Origin of the sequence: Demequina sp. (genome assembly GCA_024707205.1) — a bacterium.
GTDB lineage: Bacteria > Actinomycetota > Actinomycetes > Actinomycetales > Demequinaceae > Demequina.
The window spans coordinates 2,184,765-2,201,299 of record JANQAD010000001.1 but is presented as its reverse complement, the minus strand read 5'-3'; the positions used below and the strand labels follow the sequence as shown (position 1 = coordinate 2,201,299).

11 protein-coding genes and 2 pseudogenes are annotated in these 16,535 nt (G+C 66.0%); 6 read left to right on the top strand and 7 right to left on the bottom strand.

Annotation, left to right across the window (positions count from 1 at the left end):
* Window positions 1–58: 58 nt before the first annotated feature.
* Window positions 59–1,780: a DEDD exonuclease domain-containing protein gene (locus NVV57_11290; protein MCR6713229.1), complete on the top strand. Its 1,722-nt coding sequence runs from the start codon at window positions 59–61 to the stop codon at window positions 1,778–1,780.
* Here NVV57_11290 and NVV57_11285 read toward each other — a convergent pair.
* From NVV57_11285 to NVV57_11270, 4 genes and pseudogenes are all read right to left on the bottom strand, one after another.
* Entirely contained in the window at window positions 1,777–4,626 is a 2,850-nt protein-coding gene (locus tag NVV57_11285) for an endo-1,4-beta-xylanase (GenBank protein MCR6713228.1), read from the bottom strand. The two genes, NVV57_11290 and NVV57_11285, sit on opposite strands and share 4 nt — an antisense overlap.
* Window positions 4,627–4,708: 82 nt before the next feature.
* A pseudogene (locus tag NVV57_11280) lies at window positions 4,709–6,514 on the bottom strand (carbohydrate binding domain-containing protein).
* A gap of 260 nt (window positions 6,515–6,774) precedes the next feature.
* A complete protein-coding gene (gene trpD, locus NVV57_11275) occupies window positions 6,775–7,815 on the bottom strand; it encodes an anthranilate phosphoribosyltransferase (protein ID MCR6713227.1) in 1,041 nt (346 codons plus the stop codon).
* Between the two features lie 4 nt (window positions 7,816–7,819).
* Window positions 7,820–8,245, bottom strand: coding sequence for a hypothetical protein (locus tag NVV57_11270; protein MCR6713226.1), 426 nt, complete (start codon window positions 8,243–8,245; stop codon window positions 7,820–7,822).
* A gap of 113 nt (window positions 8,246–8,358) precedes the next feature.
* Here NVV57_11270 and NVV57_11265 point away from each other — a divergent pair.
* The 5 genes and pseudogenes from NVV57_11265 to NVV57_11245 all read left to right on the top strand — a co-directional run bounded on the left by NVV57_11265 (window position 8,359) and on the right by NVV57_11245 (window position 13,221).
* A pseudogene (locus NVV57_11265) lies at window positions 8,359–8,989 on the top strand (heme-copper oxidase subunit III).
* Between the two features lie 9 nt (window positions 8,990–8,998).
* Window positions 8,999–9,781 (top strand): c-type cytochrome, encoded by a 783-nt coding sequence (locus NVV57_11260; protein MCR6713225.1) that lies wholly within the window; start codon window positions 8,999–9,001, stop codon window positions 9,779–9,781.
* Window positions 9,778–10,848, top strand: a complete 1,071-nt coding sequence (locus NVV57_11255) for a ubiquinol-cytochrome c reductase iron-sulfur subunit (GenBank protein ID MCR6713224.1) — start codon at window positions 9,778–9,780, stop codon at window positions 10,846–10,848. The genes NVV57_11260 and NVV57_11255 overlap by 4 nt, the downstream gene beginning before the upstream one ends.
* Window positions 10,848–12,470 carry a cytochrome bc complex cytochrome b subunit gene (locus tag NVV57_11250; protein ID MCR6713223.1) on the top strand — a complete coding sequence of 541 codons (1,623 nt, stop codon included), beginning with the start codon at window positions 10,848–10,850 and terminating at the stop codon, window positions 12,468–12,470. The genes NVV57_11255 and NVV57_11250 overlap by 1 nt, the downstream gene beginning before the upstream one ends.
* Window positions 12,471–12,603: 133 nt before the next feature.
* Entirely contained in the window at window positions 12,604–13,221 is a 618-nt protein-coding gene (locus tag NVV57_11245; GenBank protein ID MCR6713222.1) for a superoxide dismutase, read from the top strand.
* A 284-nt stretch (window positions 13,222–13,505) separates the two neighbouring features.
* On the opposite strand, the gene NVV57_11240 is transcribed toward NVV57_11245, so the two are convergent.
* From NVV57_11240 to coxB, 3 genes are read right to left on the bottom strand one after another with little or no spacing between them, the layout of a single operon-like run.
* The gene (locus tag NVV57_11240; protein ID MCR6713221.1) at window positions 13,506–13,907 is read right to left on the bottom strand and encodes a cytochrome c oxidase subunit 4; all 402 of its coding nucleotides are present in this window, start codon (window positions 13,905–13,907) and stop codon (window positions 13,506–13,508) included.
* Between the two features lie 3 nt (window positions 13,908–13,910).
* Window positions 13,911–15,659, bottom strand: coding sequence for a cytochrome c oxidase subunit I (gene ctaD / locus NVV57_11235; GenBank protein MCR6713220.1), 1,749 nt, complete (start codon window positions 15,657–15,659; stop codon window positions 13,911–13,913).
* Window positions 15,659–16,531: a cytochrome c oxidase subunit II gene (gene coxB / locus NVV57_11230; GenBank protein MCR6713219.1), complete on the bottom strand. Its 873-nt coding sequence runs from the start codon at window positions 16,529–16,531 to the stop codon at window positions 15,659–15,661. Before coxB ends, ctaD begins: the two co-directional genes overlap by 1 nt.
* Between the last annotated feature and the right edge of the window lie 4 nt (window positions 16,532–16,535).

The window sequence follows — 16,535 nt, the reverse complement described above, 5'->3', positions numbered from 1 at the left end:
CGACCGTAGCGACGGGGTACGACACGCCCATGTCGGGGCGTTGACGTAGGTTCGCTACATGCCCACTTCGCCGTCCTCGACCGTTGAGGCGATGCTGCACCTGCAGCGTCGGCTGGACGACTTCGGCGAGCCCCTCTCGCAGACCACCTTCGTCACCGTGGACCTCGAGACCACGGGCGGCAGCCCCACGTCGAGCGCCATCACCGAGATCGGCGCGGTCAAGACGCGCGGCGGGGAGGTGATCGGCGAGTTCCAGACGCTCGTGAATCCCGGCTCGCCCATCCCTCCCATGATCGTCGCGCTTACGGGAATCACCGATGCCATGGTGGTGAGCGCTCCCCCCATCGAGGAGGTGCTCCCTGCGTTCCTCGAGTTTCTCGGCGACGCAGTGCTGGTGGCGCACAACGCCCCGTTCGACACAGGCTTTCTCCGTGCGGCGTGCCGCACCCACGGCTACAAGTGGCCCGGCAGCGAGGTCGTCGACACCGTCACGCTCGCCCGCAGGGCCACCACCAAGGAGGAGGCGCCCAACAAGAAGCTGTCCACCCTCGCGCGCGTCTTCGGCACCGAGGTCACCCCCAATCACCGAGCGCTGTCCGACGCTCGCGCCACCGCCGAGATCATGCACAGGATGTTCGAGCGCCTCGCCGCGTTTGGCATCACCCACCGCGAGGACCTCGACGCCCTACGCAATCCCATGCCAGAGCGGGTGCGCAAGAAGGCGCGGATGGCCGACGCCGTGCCGAGCAAGCCTGGCGTGTACATCTTCCGCGGGCCGCAGGGCGAACGCCTCTACGTTGGCACGTCCAAGAATCTGCGTTCGCGAGTGAAGTCCTATTTCACGCGCGCCGAGCAGCGCCGCGGCGTGAGGGACATGCTCGAGCTCGCCGTCGGCGTCGACACCATCGTGTGCGCAACGGAACTCGAGGCGAACGTGCGCGAGGTGCGGCTCATCGACGAGTTCCGCCCGCGCTACAACCGTCGCTCGGCGCGGCCAGAGCGCACCGCATGGGTGCGCCTCACCGACGAGCGCTACCCGCGCCTGAGCGTGTCCCGGTCTGCGGGGCGCGGTGACGCGGTCCTCGGTCCCATGCGTGGGGCGGCCGACGCTCGGCTGGCTATCGAGGTCACGCAAGTGGCGCTCGGCGTGCGCACGTGCACCACGCGCCTTCCCGTCACACCCCGCGCAGGCGCCAGGGCGTGCCTGCTCAAGGACCTTGGCGCGTGCTCGGCGCCGTGCGTGCTCGGTGGAGACTCCGGTTACGACGGTGTGGTGACCGCCGCCCGCGAAGCTCTTCTTGAGGACCCGAGCACCATGGTGTCGGTAGTGGAGAGAGCGATCGCGGAGCACGCAGAGAGCCTGAACTTCGAGCGCGCGGCCCAGTTGCGGGACGGGGTCAGCGCATTCGTCGAGGGCGCGATGCGCGCCCAGCGCCTCGAGGCCCTTGCCCGATGCTCGATCGTCGCCGTGCGCAGACTCGGCGACGGATGGGACGTGGCGGGGTTCGCCGAGGGTGCGCTCGTCGGATCCGAGCACGTGAAGTCCGGCGTGTGGCAGGCGGCAGAGAGGCTCCGGGCGCTTACCCAGAAGCTCGACGTCGCAACAGCCGTGCTCACGGAGGAGAGGGAACTCGTGTCGCGCTGGCTCGAATCCCCTGGAACGCGACTGCTCTTCGTCGACGGCGAGTGGTCGATGGCCGCCAACGGCGCAGGGCGCCACCGGCGCTGGGTCGCGGCCCGCGAAGCGGACCGCGCCAGCGTCGGTGGCACCCCTCGTTAGCGCGCCGCGATTGGGAAGGTTGGTCCCGCCACCACAACCTTCGTCGCGAAGCCCTGCGCGCGATACGTCACCTTGACGGTGATGCGCTTGCCCTTGTCGGCGGTCTTGACCTTGTACGTGGACGACGTGGCGCCGGAGATCGCCTTGCCGTTCGCGTACCACTGGTAGGTCTTGACCGTGGCCACCGGACGCGAGGCGCCGGGGGTGACCTTGAGGGTGCCGCCAACCTTGGTGGGGCCGTTGAGCCACGTGGGACCCACCTTGAGGGCGAGCAGCGGGACCTTCTTGCCCGCCGAGATCTTCGACACCGCCAGGTAGCCGGACTTCGATCCCGTCACCATGACGGTGACCGTCGTCCCAGCCTGGGAGCGGGTGGGCGTGAAGGTGGACTTGGTGGCGCCCTTGATCGCCTTGCCGTTGCTGTACCACTGGTACTTGAACGACGCCTTGGGCGACCACGCGGAGAGCGTCGCCGTGAGCTTGGAGCCCACCTTGACGGTGCCCGTGATCTTGGGGGTTGACGTCTTGGTGAACGCCTTCAGCACCACCGACGTCTGCGCCGACGTCTTGGTGGCGTCCGCATAGCCAGCGATCACGGAGGTGACCCGAATGCTGATCTTTTTCCCAGCGTCGGCCGCCGTGAGCTTGTACGTGGCCGCATGGGCGCCGGAGATCGCAGAGCCGTTCCGCAGCCACTGATAGGTGAGCGCGGCGCCCGCGGGCGCACCGCTCACGGACAGGGTCTTGCCCACGACGGCAGAGCCCGAGATCTTCGGCACGAACGTCTGCTCGATGAGCGTGCCCTCGACCAGGCTGGCCACACCCCAGCGCTCCGTGGTCTGGTACCCGGTTCCCGTGGGATCGGCCCAGTTGCGGATCGCGGTGCGGGCGCCGCCGGTGGCGTCGTTCACCTGAACGTCGAGACCCTGCACGGTGCCGAGGCCGCCGTACTCGAGGAGGCTGATCGCCGCCTCAACCACGTACCCGCCGGTGACGCGCTTCGCCGACGACTGCAGTCGGTTGGCCTGGAAGGCCTCGTCGCCGGTGCCGAACGATACGACGCCGTCCGCGCTGATGCGGATCTGCGTGTCGTCATAGCGGTACGAGCCGTTCTTCGCGTTTCCGCCGTCCACGTAGATCTCCACGGAGTCCTGGACCCAGGGGTCTGAACCGGTGGTGTCGACCGTGGGGTCGGCGACCTCCGCGAAGACGTAGAGCGTCTGGCCCTTCCAGAGCAGGTGGAACGTGCCGATGGCGCCGTTCGAGCCCGAGATCTCCTTGAGGGTCTGCACCGAGGATGACGTGCTCCATGCAGCGTCGAGCGTCCCGTCGATCACCGGCACCACCGGCGCCTCTGGAACATCCACGTGGGACAAAGGCTCCACGAGGGTCACCGTTCCCGTTGCCCCTGGCGTGTTCCAGCCATCGGTGTCGTCTCCGTCGGTGACGCGCACGTCAAGCTGGATGGCGTCGCCGGCCTGAGCGCTCGACAGCGGAGCGTGCAGCACGGCCGTGTAGCCGCCGTCGCGCGGAACCACCGCACCCAGTTCTCCACCGCTGCGCGGCAGGGTGAAGTCCGTGGAGCCCACCTGAACCGTCACGGCGTCGGCGTCGTCGACCGTGGCATCGTCCACGTCCACGTAGACGGTGAGGTGATCGCTCGACCATCGCGTCTGGAAGCTGGCGTTGGCTCCCGCGGAAAGCAGCGGCAGCAGGTTCCACTCGCCCGACGCTGCTCCCGCGGCGGTGGCGGGGACGTCACCTTCGAAGGAATTGGCTGTGCGAATCCTCGCCGGAAGGTCCCCGGCGTCGGCGATGCCGTAGTACGCGGGCTTCGCCTGGAATCCGTCGTCGAACACGAGCGGACCGCCGCTCGAGTCGCGCCACGAACGACCGTCCGTGAGACCCCACAGGGTCACAGAGAACATGTCGGCAGCGTGGGCCCGGAAGATGTTGAACGCGTCGCGGTAGTAGTAACCCTGGTCAACGAACTTGGCCTGGGATTCTGGCGTTCCCGTGGGAGCGTCGAGTTCCGTGACCGCCTGCAGCAGACCGGTGGCCTCGCCCGCGGTCAGTGCCTCATCCATTGCGGAGACTGGTGTTGCCAGGCTCACGTGGAACTGGTGGCCCATCCCGTCGATCGGGACGTCGTTCGCGATGAGGTTGTTGATCAGCGTGAGGTAGCGGGCGCGCTTGCCCGACTGCTCGGTGTTGTAATCGTTGATGAACAGCTTCACCGGGCGATCTGCACCGACCGCGGTGTGGTCGCCGTGGTTGAACGCGGCATCCGCGTAGCGGAACGCGTCCGCGATGTACTCATCGCCGAGCACCTGGTACCAGCGCGAGTTGCGCAGGCCGCCGGTATCCGGCGAGGCGCCGTCGTTGACCACCTCGTTGACCACATCGAACGCCTGGATGGGGTTGCCGTCACCGTAGTCGCCCCATTGGGCGAGGTAGTCGGCGACGTTGTTGATGTGAGTCTCGAGCCGCTCGCGGAGCAGCTGCTTGTCCGCCTCGGAGTTGGTCAGAGGCGTTGAGTCGGTCGCGCTCTTGTTGAAGAACCAGGCCGGCGTCTGGCTGTGCCACACGAGCACGTGACCGTAGACGCGGAGGTCGTTGGCCTTCGCGTAGTCCATGAGCGACGCGATCTCGGAGTTCGGGCTCCACTCGCCGTTGGCGTTGTACCAAGCCTCGGGCTTCATGAAGTTCTCCGGCGTCACCTGGTTGAAGTGCTTGAGCAGCAACTTCGACCCAGGCCCCGCGGTCTCGCGGCTGTCGATCGCCACACCAACCGGGAACGAGACCGTGTCCTTGATGGGGGGTGAGGTCCTGGATCTGCACCGCATCGGGAACCTTGATCTCGATGTCGTCGAGCATGAACGGCGTGGTGTTGCCGATCGCGTCCGAAGACGACCACGGCGTCTCGAAGTAGATGAACGCCCTATCGCCGGAGGCGATCGTGAACTTGGTGTTGAGCTGCGTCCATCCGTCCGCCGTCAAGCCCGTGAAGGTCTTGAGAGTCGTGAACGTGGACTCGCCGGTCTGCGCGGTGAACACGAGGTTCGCGGTCGGAGTGCCAGCGAACTTGGCCCACGCGGTCAGCTCGTACTGGACTCCAGGCTCGAGCACGCCGTCGACGTTGATTCCGAGCCCGCTGCCCTGAGAGGTGCGGTCGGAGACGAGCGCCGACTGCGCTCCGCCGTGCTTGTCTGTGGTGGTGACGCCGACGGTGTGCGGCCCTGCCGACGCCTCGCGAGCGACCCAGCCCTGCAGTCCGTCCTCGAAGTCGGCGTTGATCAACACGGTTCCGGCAGGCGGTCCCGTGGTCTCGTCGCATCCGCCCAGGTAGGTGACCGTGACGTCGTCGATGAGGTAGTCGAGCAGACCCTCGACCTCGATATACAGCTTCGCTGAGCTCGCTCCCGCACCCGGCGTGAACGTGCCCGTGACGACCTGCCACTCACTCGCCGTGCCCGTGGCCGTGTTGCCGACCCACGCGTACTCATTCGACGCGCCAGGCTCGTTGTAGGTGAAGTGCGCAGCACCGCTCGTGCCGCTGGTGCGCACCTTCGCGGACACGGTGTACTCCACGCCCTCCTGGAACGCGCCAACCGGAGACTGGATGCCGAAGTAGCCAGACGTGCGACCAGACACACTCAACACCGTGTTCGCAGCGTCGTCCGGGTCAGCAACATACGCCAACGTCGGCGAGCCATTCTGCTGCCATGCGCCGAGCGTCTCGTCGGTGAAGTCGAGGCTTGTCTGTGTCTGCGCCGTCGGCACGCACGGCTCGGGCTCACCGGTGCCGTCGCACGGGTGAGCGACGGTGATGTCGTCGATGAGGTAGTCGAGCAGACCCTCGACCTCGATATACAGCTTCGCTGAGCTCGCTCCCGCACCCGGCGTGAACGTGCCCGTGACGACCTGCCACTCACTCGCCGTGCCCGTGGCCGTGTTGCCGACCCACGCGTACTCATTCGACGCGCCAGGCTCGTTGTAGGTGAAGTGCGCAGCACCGCTCGTGCCGCTGGTGCGCACCTTCGCGGACACCGTGTACTCCACGCCCTCCTGGAACGCGCCAACCGCAGACTGGATGCCGAAGTAGCCAGACGTGCGACCAGACACACTCAACACCGTGTTCGCAGCGTCATCCGGGTCAGCAACATACGCCAACGTCGGCGAGCCATTCTGCTGCCACCCACCCAGCGTCGAATCCTCAAAGTTGATCGAGAAGTCGGCGTCGCAGGTGTCGGCGACGCTTCCCGTGATCGTGATGTCGTCGATGAGGTAGTCGAGCAGACCCTCGACCTCGATATACAGCTTCGCTGAGCTCGCTCCCGCACCCGGCGTGAACGTGCCCGTGACGACCTGCCACTCACTCGCCGTGCCCGTGGCCGTGTTGCCGACCCACGCGTACTCATTCGACGCGCCAGGCTCGTTGTAGGTGAAGTGCGCAGCACCGCTCGTGCCGCTGGTGCGCACCTTCGCGGACACCGTGTACTCCACGCCCTCCTGGAACGCGCCAACCGCAGACTGGATGCCGAAGTAGCCAGACGTGCGACCAGACACACTCAACACCGTGTTCGCAGCGTCATCCGGGTCAGCAACATACGCCAACGTCGGCGAGCCATTCTGCTGCCACCCACCCAGCGTCGAATCCTCAAAGTTGATCGTGGTGGAGCCCGGAGCCGGAGCCGCCTGAGACGGCAACGCGACGAATACCGCCGCGATCATTCCGACGAGGCCCGAAAAGGCCGCCAACGCCTTGGTCCTAGACATGAACGCTCCTTTGCGCACACGGGCGGGCCACTCGCGCACTCCAGTGTGCGCGGCGACTTGCGCCGGTCTTGCGTCACCTAAAGCGTTGATCGATTCACACATCGATAACGATTTCGATAACGATGTCGGGAACCGTAGGTGCGAAAGTCGTTTTCGTCAAACCGGAACGCAAATACGCGTGTTACCAGGGACTTCGATACGTTTCGACTGAGAGGTCAGGCGGCGGAGGCCGCGACCCAGCGGTCGAGCGCGGCTGCCGCGGCACCCGATTCGACAGACACCGCTGCGTGCTCAAGTGCGGCCTCGAAGCGCTCCACGATCGTGCCGCTCGCCGTGCCCTGGAGGGTGCCGTCCGCGACGATTGCGGCCGCCGCATTGAGCAGCACGGTCTCTCGCGCAGCTCCCCCGCGGCCGGCCAGAACCTCGCGAACCACCTGCGCGTTTGCCGCCGCGTCGCCACCGCGGATGTCGTCGATAGTGATGCGCGCGAGGCCCAGGTCCGCGCTTGGGTCCAGGCGCAGCTCGGTCACGCCGTCCCCTCGCACCTCCCATACAGAGGCCGCCGCCGTCGCCGAGAGCTCATCGAGCCCATCGTCGCTGTGGAACACGAGACCCTCGCGCCCCTGCTGCGCCAGCACGCCGGCGAGCACCGGCGACACGCGAAGACTTGAGGAGCCGATAGCGCTCGCCTGGGGCTGCGCGGGGTTGGTCAACGGCCCCAGGATGTTCAGCGTCGTCGGGATGCCGATCTCCTTGCGGATCGGCATGGCATGCCGCATCGCGGGATGGAACACCTGCGCGAAACAGAAGGTGATGCCCACCTCCGTCGCCAGCTCGGCAACCCGCTCAGGGGGAAGATCCAGGCGCACCCCCAACTCGGCCAGCACGTCCGCGGAGCCCGAGAGCGACGTCGCGCCCCTATTGCCGTGCTTGACGACCGTGAGGCCCGCGCCAGCGGTCACGAGCGCGGCCATCGTGGTGATGTTCACGGTGTTGAAGCCATCGCCGCCGGTGCCGACGATGTCGACCGTGCGGCCCGGCACCTCGATGCGGATGGCGTGGCTGAGCATCGCGGCCGCAAGGCCGGAGACCTCCTCAGGGGTCTCACGCTTCACGCGCAGGGCTGCGAGGAACGCCCCCATCACCACCGGTGACGCGTTGTCGGTGAGCACCTGATCCATCACCGCCGCGGTCTCCTCCGCGGTCAGGTCGTCATGCTCGACGAGGCGCGACAGGAGCTCCTGGAGCGTCGCCATGGCGTCAGGCTGCCGTTGTCGGCGCGAAGAACTCGTCCACGGCCTCGCGCACGACGAACGGGTCGAGCGGGTGTGCCACCGCAGCGTCGGCCTCCGACCAGGTGGCAAGCCATGCGTCGCCGGGACGCCCGACGAGGAGCAGCACGGGCGGGCAGTTGTACAGCTCCGCCTTCATCTGCCGGCAGATACCCATGCCACCCGACTTCGCCGCCTCTCCGTCGAGGATCACGAGGTCGAATGTCTTGGAGTCGAGTGCTGACGTCACCGCCGCGTCAGTCGCGGCCTCCGTCCACTCCACGGGGTGACCGTGGGTGGTCGCACCGACGGCGAAGCGGACGTTCTCGCGCACATGGAGGTCGTCGCTGTAGACAAGAATCCGCGCGGCCTTGAGTGCAGGAGCGGCCGTTTCATGCGTCGCCAATTCGCTCATGCGGGCCATTCTCGCATGCCCCAAGCACCGGCGTCGGCGACGTCAGATCAGAGGCTCGCCCGAGCGTCGGACAATGGCGCACACCAGGGCACTCGTACGCAATAATGGGACCTATGTCCCAGGCAACGGCCGTCCCTTCGCCGATCCATGCCACGCGACCGAACCAGGTCGCCGTCGGCACGATCGTGTGGCTGAGCTCCGAGTTGATGTTCTTCGCCGGACTCTTCGCCATGTACTTCACGCTTCGCGCCCAGGTCCCCGATGAGTGGGAGAAGTGGACGCCGCACCTCAACGTGCCCTTCGCGGCCGCCAACACCACTGTCCTGGTGCTGTCGTCGTTCACCGCGCAGGCCGGCGTGTGGGCGGCGGAGCGCTACCAGGCAAAGCGCACCGGCTCCATCTTCAACTTCCGCGGATGGGGCGCCCAGGAGTGGTGGGTCCTCACCTACATCATGGGTTCTGTCTTCATCGCCGGTCAGGTGTACGAGTACGCGGGTCTCATTCAGGAGGGGGCTGACAATCTCCTCGAGCCCCTACGGCTCCGTGTTCTACCTCACCACTGGCTTCCACGGTCTCCACGTGCTCGGCGGACTCATCGCCATGCTGTTCGTGCTCGGCCGCCAGTTCATGGCCAAGAAGTACGGGGTCCACGAGGCCACCACCACCATCGTGGTGTCGTACTACTGGCACTTCGTCGACGTCGTCTGGATCGCGCTCTTCACCGTGATCTACCTGATCAAGTAAGGGAGACTGATGAACGCCCTCGCTCGCCGGCGCTACAGCAAGTCGGCCCCCGTCCTCCTCGTTCTCATCCTCCTTGCGCTGCTCACCGCGGTCGGATTCGCCGCGAACGGCTCCCCCGCCGAGGCGTCCACCGCGTCCGCTGATGACATCGCCGAGGGCCAGAAGCTGTTCGCGGCAAACTGCGCCACGTGTCACGGCATGGACGCGCAGGGCACAGAGGGCGTCGCGCCCTCCCTCATCGGCGTCGGCGCCGCGGCCGTGGACTTCCAAGTGGGCACGGGCCGCATGCCTGCGCAGCAGTCCGGCCCGCAGGTCCAGGAGAAGCCGGTCCAGTTCGGCGACACGGAGATCTCGCAGCTCGCCGCGTACGTCGCGAGCCTTGGGGAAGGCCCCGCGATCCCCACTGCCGACATGGTGGACCCCGCACTCGGCGATCCCGCAGTCGGCATGGAGATCTTCCGCACCAACTGCGCGATGTGCCACGGATCCATCGGTGGTGGCGGCGCGCTCACCCAGGGCAAGTTCGCACCCAACCTGTGGAGCACCTCCAACACCCACATCTATGAGGCCATGCTTGTGGGCCCGCAGTCGATGCCCGTGTTCAACGACGCGAACATCACTCCGGAGAACAAGCGCAACATCATCGCCTACCTCGACTTCCAGAAGCAGGGCTCTCCCGGCGGCCTGAAGCTCGGGAGCATCGGCCCTGTCGCCGAAGGCTTCTGGGGCTGGCTTGTCGCCCTCGGCCTGATCATCGGAAGCACCGTCTACGTGGGAGCCCGCGCCTCATGAGTACCGACGAGAAGCAGCACGAACAGTCCGCGGTGCACGCGGACGGCGAGTGGATCAACCCTGGGCTTCCGCCGCACCGTCCCCGCAGAGCGGACGTCGATCCCAAGGCGGCCAAGCGCGCTGAGCGCCAGACCGCGGCGCTCTTCGGGATCTCTATCCTCGGCACGATCGCCGCGCTCGTCGTGTACTTCGTGCAGGACCAGACCGAAGAGGTCGCGTCCATCCGCCTCGTCAACATCCTGCTCGGCATCAGCCTGTGCTTCGCGATGCTCGGCATCGGCCTCGGCGCGATTCACTGGGCGCGCACGCTCATGCGTGACCACGAGATGGTTGAGGAGCGCCACGCGCTCCGCACCTCAGACGAGAACCGCGAGATCGCAGTCCAGTACCTCAAGGATGGCGCGGAGGACTCTGGCCTGACCACGAGCCGTCGCACACTGCTCAAGGGATCGCTCATCACCGCGGTGGCCATCGCGCCGCTCGCCATCCTCGTGCCGCAGATCGGCAACATGGGCGGCGACTGGAACGTGTCGAAGCTCCGTCACACGATGTGGGCCAAGGGCACGCGGCTGGCCCGCGACCCCGACGGCACCCCCATCAAGGCGGCCGACGTCACGATCGGCTCCGTGTTCCATGTGATCCCCGAAGGCCTCAACGACCTTGAGCACGGCAAGCTCGAGGAGAAGGCCAAGGCCGTCGTCCTGCTGATCCGCATGGATCCCCGCGACCTGAACGTGCAGGAGGGCAAGGAGGACTGGTCGTTCGACGGCATCATCGCGTACTCGAAGATCTGCACCCATGTCGGCTGCCCGGTGGCGCTGTACGAGCAGCAGACGCACCACCTGCTGTGCCCGTGCCACCAGTCGACCTTCGACGTGGCCAACGGCGCAAAGGTGATCTTCGGTCCCGCGAAGCGCCCCTTGCCGCAGCTGCCCATCGCGGTTGACGACGAGGGCTACATCATCGCGCAGAGCGACTTCCATGAGCCCGTCGGCCCCTCGTACTGGGGCCGCCTCAAGGGAGGCAGCACCCCATCCCCCTCGACGAGCCAGGAGGCTGACGCGTAATGGGCGCCAAGGTCAACGCCGCCGCTGCGGGCACCGCCAACTGGGTCGACGACCGCACGTCGATCGGCGGCTTCGTCAAGTTCTTCTCGCGCAAGCTCTTCCCCGACCACTGGTCCTTCATGCTTGGCGAGATCGCGCTGTACTCGTTCATCGTGCTGCTCATCACGGGCATCTTCCTCACCGCGTTCTTTGTTCCGTCGATGGACAGCGTGACGTACGAGGGCACGTTCGCCACGATGCATGGCGTCACCATGTCGAAGGCCTTCGAGTCCACCCTCGTCACGAGTTTCCAGGTGCCCGGCGGCATGCTCATCCGTCAGATGCACCACTGGTCCGCGCTGCTGTTCACCGCCGCGATCGTCACGCACATGGCGCGCGTGTTCTTCACTGGCGCGTTCCGCAAGCCGCGCGAGATCAACTGGCTCGTGGGCTTCACGCTCATGATCATGTCGCTCGCTGCGGGCTTCACTGGCTACTCGCTCCCCGACGACGTCCTCTCCGGCAACGGCCTCCGCATCATCGACGGCGTCACCAAGTCCATCCCGATCGTCGGCACGTACATCTCGTACTGGCTGTTCGGCGGCGAGTTCCCCGGCGAGGCCCTCATCCCCAGGATGTTCACCGCGCACATCCTGCTCGTGCCGGGCATCATCCTCGCCCTGATCGGCGTCCACCTGTTCCTCGTGTTCCTGCACAAGCACACGCAGTACCCCGGCGGTGGCCGCAAGGACACCAACGTCGTCGGCCTCCCGCTGTTCCCCGTGTACACCGCCAAGGCCGGTGGATTCTTCTTCGTGGTGTTCGGCATCGTCGCGCTCGTTGCGGGCCTGTTCACCATCAACCCGGTGTGGAACTACGGGCCCTACGACCCCTCCCCCGTGTCCGCCGGCACGCAGCCCGACTGGTACATCCTGTTCATCGACGGCGCCCTGCGCATGATGCCGGGCTGGATCGCGGGCCACCCAACGGAGTGGGTGATCGCGGGCTACACGCTGTCGTGGAACATCCTGATCCCTGCCGTGATCCTTCCCGGCATCTTCTTCACGTTCCTGGCGATCTACCCCTGGCTCGAGGCCTGGGCAACGGGCGACCGCGGCGAGCGGCACGTGCTCGACCGCCCGCGCAATGCACCAGTGCGCACCGGCATCGGCGTGGCGCTCGTCTCGTTCTACGTGATCCTCGTCATTGAGGGTTCGAACGACATCATCGCCAACCTCTTCCACCTGTCGCTCAACGACATCACGAAGGTCACCCGCATCGGCATCTTCGCGCTGCCGATCATCTCGTTCCTCATCACGCGGCGCATCTGTTACGGCCTGCAGCGCAAGGACCGTGAGCTCGTGCTGCACGGCCACGAGTCCGGCCGCATCGTGCGTCACGAGCACGGCGAGTACATCGAGGTGCACGAGCCGCTCACCGCCCAGCAGGTCTGGCTGCGGGTCTCGTACGCCGACATCGCGCCCCTCGAGATCGGGGACGAGTTCAACGCGCGTGGCGTGCGCCGCAAGGGCTTCAAGTGGGATCGCTTCAAGCAGCGCCTGTCTCGCTTCTACTTCGAGCAGCGCATCCAGCCCGTGTCGCCTGCCGAGTACGAAGAGGCACAGCACCACGCTCACCACTAGCCGCCGGTTCCGGGCTGGAATGCCCGACGCCATGGCTGGGTTGTCGCCTACGTCGGGTCTGGCGTTTCGCTAGGCTCGAGGAGTTCCCGGAAACCGCCTAGGCAGCCGCCTGGGCACAACGATGGAGGAAAGAATGGCCGTCTACAGCCTTCCCGACCTCGACTACGACTACGGCGCCCTCGCGCCGCACATCGCTGGCGAGATCATGGAATTGCACCACTCGAAGCACCACGCCGCGTATGTGGCGGGCGCCAACACCGCGCTCGACCAGCTGGCTGAGGCGCGCGAGAGCGGCAACTTCGGCGCCGTCGCCGGCGTGGAGCGCGCGCTCGCGTTCAACCTCGGTGGGCACACCAACCACTCGATCTTCTGGACCAACCTCTCCCCCGACGGCGGCGACAAGCCCACGGGCGACCTCGCGTCCGCGATCGACAACGACTTCGGATCGTTCGACGCCTTCCAGGCGCACTTCACGAACAACGCGATGACGATCTTCGGCTCTGGGTGGTCGATCCTCGCGTGGGACACGATCGCCAACAAGCTGCTCATCGTTCAGCTCTACGACCAGCAGGGCAACGTGCCGATCGGCCTCATCCCGCTCCTCACGCTCGACATGTGGGAGCACGCGTTCTACCTGCAGTACAAGAACGTGAAGGCCGACTACATCAAGGCGTGGTGGAACGTCGTCAACTGGGCGAACGTCCAGGACCGCTTCGCCAACGCGCAGGGCATGAAGCACGTCAACCTGTAGACGCGAGTCGCCACGAGGGGCCTTCAGCAGCCGCTGGGGGCCCCTTTCGCGTCCCAAGCGCGTTCACCCGATGCCCCCTTGAGTACCTGGGTGCCGATCCCGCGAGGCAACACTCAGGTACCCCCAGGAAGTCTCACCGGCGTCGGACCCCGCCTGAAATGGTGATTTCGCGCAGTTGCAGCGCTGCCAACTACGCGAGATCACCACTAGCGCAGTTGGGCAACGTCGAGCGCGGTGCCGACCCCGGGCCGAACCCAGGACCCGAGTCGGTCTAGACAGCAGACCTAGTGGGCGTGCTGGCCGCGCGAGAACTCGAAGACCCAGCCGACGAGCCCGATGACTCCGAGCACGAGGGCCGGAGCCATGATCCACCACCCGATCGCCAGCGCGGCAAAGCTCAGCATGGCTGCGAGGCCAAGCACCAGCGGCCACCACGACCACGGAGCGAAGATCCCCTGGTCGCCGGACTGCTCCGCGATCTCGCCGTCGTTGCGATCCTCTGGACGCTTTCCGTGGCGCTTCGCGAGCATCCGGAAGTAGATGCCGACCATGAGGAACATGCCGCCCGTGAGCATGATCGCCGGGAACCCGACGAGCTCGTCGAAGTGGGTGACGAAGCCATAGACGATCCCGGAGACGAAGAAGAAGAACGCCGGGAGCAGGAACAGGTTCGATTCGCGGTTCACGGTCTAGTGCCCCTTACGCTCGGCTGCGTCGTCGGTCTCCACCTCGGCGTCGTCGACGACCGGTTCGTGATGCGAAGCCGCGTGGTCGATGGCGGCGGCCTCCGGGAAGTGCAAGTCGAACGCCGGGCGCTCCGAGCGGATCCGCGGAATGGACGTGAAGTTGTGGCGCGCCGGCGGGCACGAGGTGACCCACTCGAGCGAGTTGCTGAAGCCCCAGGGGTCATCGACCTCCACCTTGGGAGCCCGACGCTGGGTGATGTAGACGTTCCACAGGAACGGGAGCGTGGACAGCGCGAGCAGGAACGCACCAGCGGTGGAGACTTGGTTCATCCACGTGAAGCCGTCCTCGGGCAGGTAGTCAACATAGCGTCGGGCCATGCCGGCAACGCCCACCCAGTGCTGGATGAGGAACGTGGTGTGGAAGCCGATGAAGAGAAGCCAGAAGTGCAGCTTGCCGAGGCGCTCGTTGAGCATCCTGCCCGTGAACTTGGGCCACCAGAAGTAGAAGCCGGCGAACATCGCGAACACCACGGTGCCGAACACCACGTAGTGGAAGTGCGCCACCACGAAGTAGGAGTCGGACAGCGCGAAGTCGAGCGGCGGGGAGGCCAGGATGATGCCCGTGAGACCGCCGAAGAGGAACGTCACTAGGAAGCCGATGGACCACAGCATCGGCGTCTCGAAGGAGAGCTTGCCTCTCCACATGGTGCCGATCCAGTTGAAGAACTTCACGCCCGTTGGGACGGCGATGAGCATCGTCATGAACGCGAAGAACGGCAGTAGCACCGCGCCGGTCACGTACATGTGGTGCGCCCACACGGTCACGGACAGGGCCGCGATCGAGATGGTCGCGTAGACCATGCCGGTGTAACCGAACAGCGGCTTGCGCGAGAACACGGGGATGATCTCCGTGATGATGCCGAAGAACGGCAGGGCGATGATGTACACCTCTGGGTGGCCGAAGAACCAGAACAGGTGCTGCCAGAGCACGGCACCGCCGTTGTCCGGGTTGAACACCTGCGAGTGCAGCTGCCGGTCCGAGCCGAGCGCGAGGAGCGCGGCGGCGAGCGGCGGGAACGCGATGAGCACGAGCATCGACGTCACGAGGATGTTCCACGTGAAGATCGGCATGCGGAACATCGTCATTCCGGGGGCTCGCATGGTGACGATCGTGGTGATGAAGTTCACCGCACCGAGGATGGTGCCGAAGCCCGCGAGCGCGAGGCCGAAGACCCACAGGTCGCCGCCGAGCGACGGCGAGTAGATCGCGTTCGACAGCGGCGCGTACGCGAACCAGCCGAACGATGCCGCGCCCTGCGGCGTGAAGAAGCCGGCCATGGCGATGACGCCGCCGAACAGGTAGAACCAGTACGCGAGCATGTTGAGCCGCGGGAACGCGACGTCGGGCGAGCCGATCTGCAGCGGCATGATCACGTTCGCGAAGCCCGCGAAGAGCGGCGTGGCGAACAGCAGCAGCATGATCGTGCCGTGCATCGTGAACAGCTGGTTGTACTGCTCGGCCGACTGCACAACCTGCATGCCGGGCTCGAAGAGCTCGGCGCGGATGAGCAGCGCGAGCAGACCGCCGACGACGAAGAAGAAGAACGACGTGATCAGGTACAGCTTGCCGATCACCTTGTGATCGGTTGACGTGATCCAGTTCACGACAATCGAGCCCTGCTTGCGCGGCGCAATGGGGACTGCCGGCGCCAAGGTGCCCGGGGCGTCGGCCTCATACGCGACGGTCGCCATCAGTTGCCCTCCTCGGCGTTCTCTTCGGTGATGTGCACCACCTGGTCACGGCTGTACTCGATCCCGAGCTGGCCCTCGAAGCCGTTGTCCCGCAGCCACTGCATGTGCTCGTCGAACTCCTCTTGGGAGACGACCTTCACGTTGAACAGCATGGAGGCGTGATACTCGCCGCACAACTCCGCGCACTTGCCCTTGTAGGTGCCCTCCTTGGTGGGGATCACCTGGAAGTCATTGGGGTGGCCGGGAATCGCGTCCTCCTTGTAGAGGAACGCGGGAATCCAGAACGAGTGGATGACATCACGAGCCATGATGTGGAACTCGATGCGCTTGTTCACCGGGAGGTACAGGGTGGGCAGAGTCTCCTCGACGCCCTCCTTGCCGGTGAGGCTCGCCTGGACGCCGGCGGTGTAGGTGTTCTCGTCCGTGTAGTTGAAGTCCCAGCTCCACTGCTTGCCGATGGCCTCGATCGTGTAGTCGGGCTTCTGCGATACGTCGCGAATCTCCGCGATGTCCGACGCGGTGAAGCGGAACAGCACCGCGATCATGACGAGCGGGATCGCGGTGTACATGAGCTCGAGCGGCAGGTGCGCGCGGTTCTGCGGCGGCAGTTTGTTGTCGCCCTTTCGCTTGCGATACACCGCGACGCACCACAGCATCAGACCCCACGTGATCGCGCCCACCGTCAGGGCCGCGATCCACGACCCGTTCCACAGGTGAATGATCGTCCCTGTCTGGTTGGTGATCTCTGGAGTCGACGGCAGTGCGCCATTCTCGATTCCGGTTGAACAGCCTGCTAGAAGGCCTACGGCTAGCGCGACACCGAGCCCGGCAAGGGCCATTTTGGGTGCGCGCGAACGGGAGCTGTTGGACACGCGG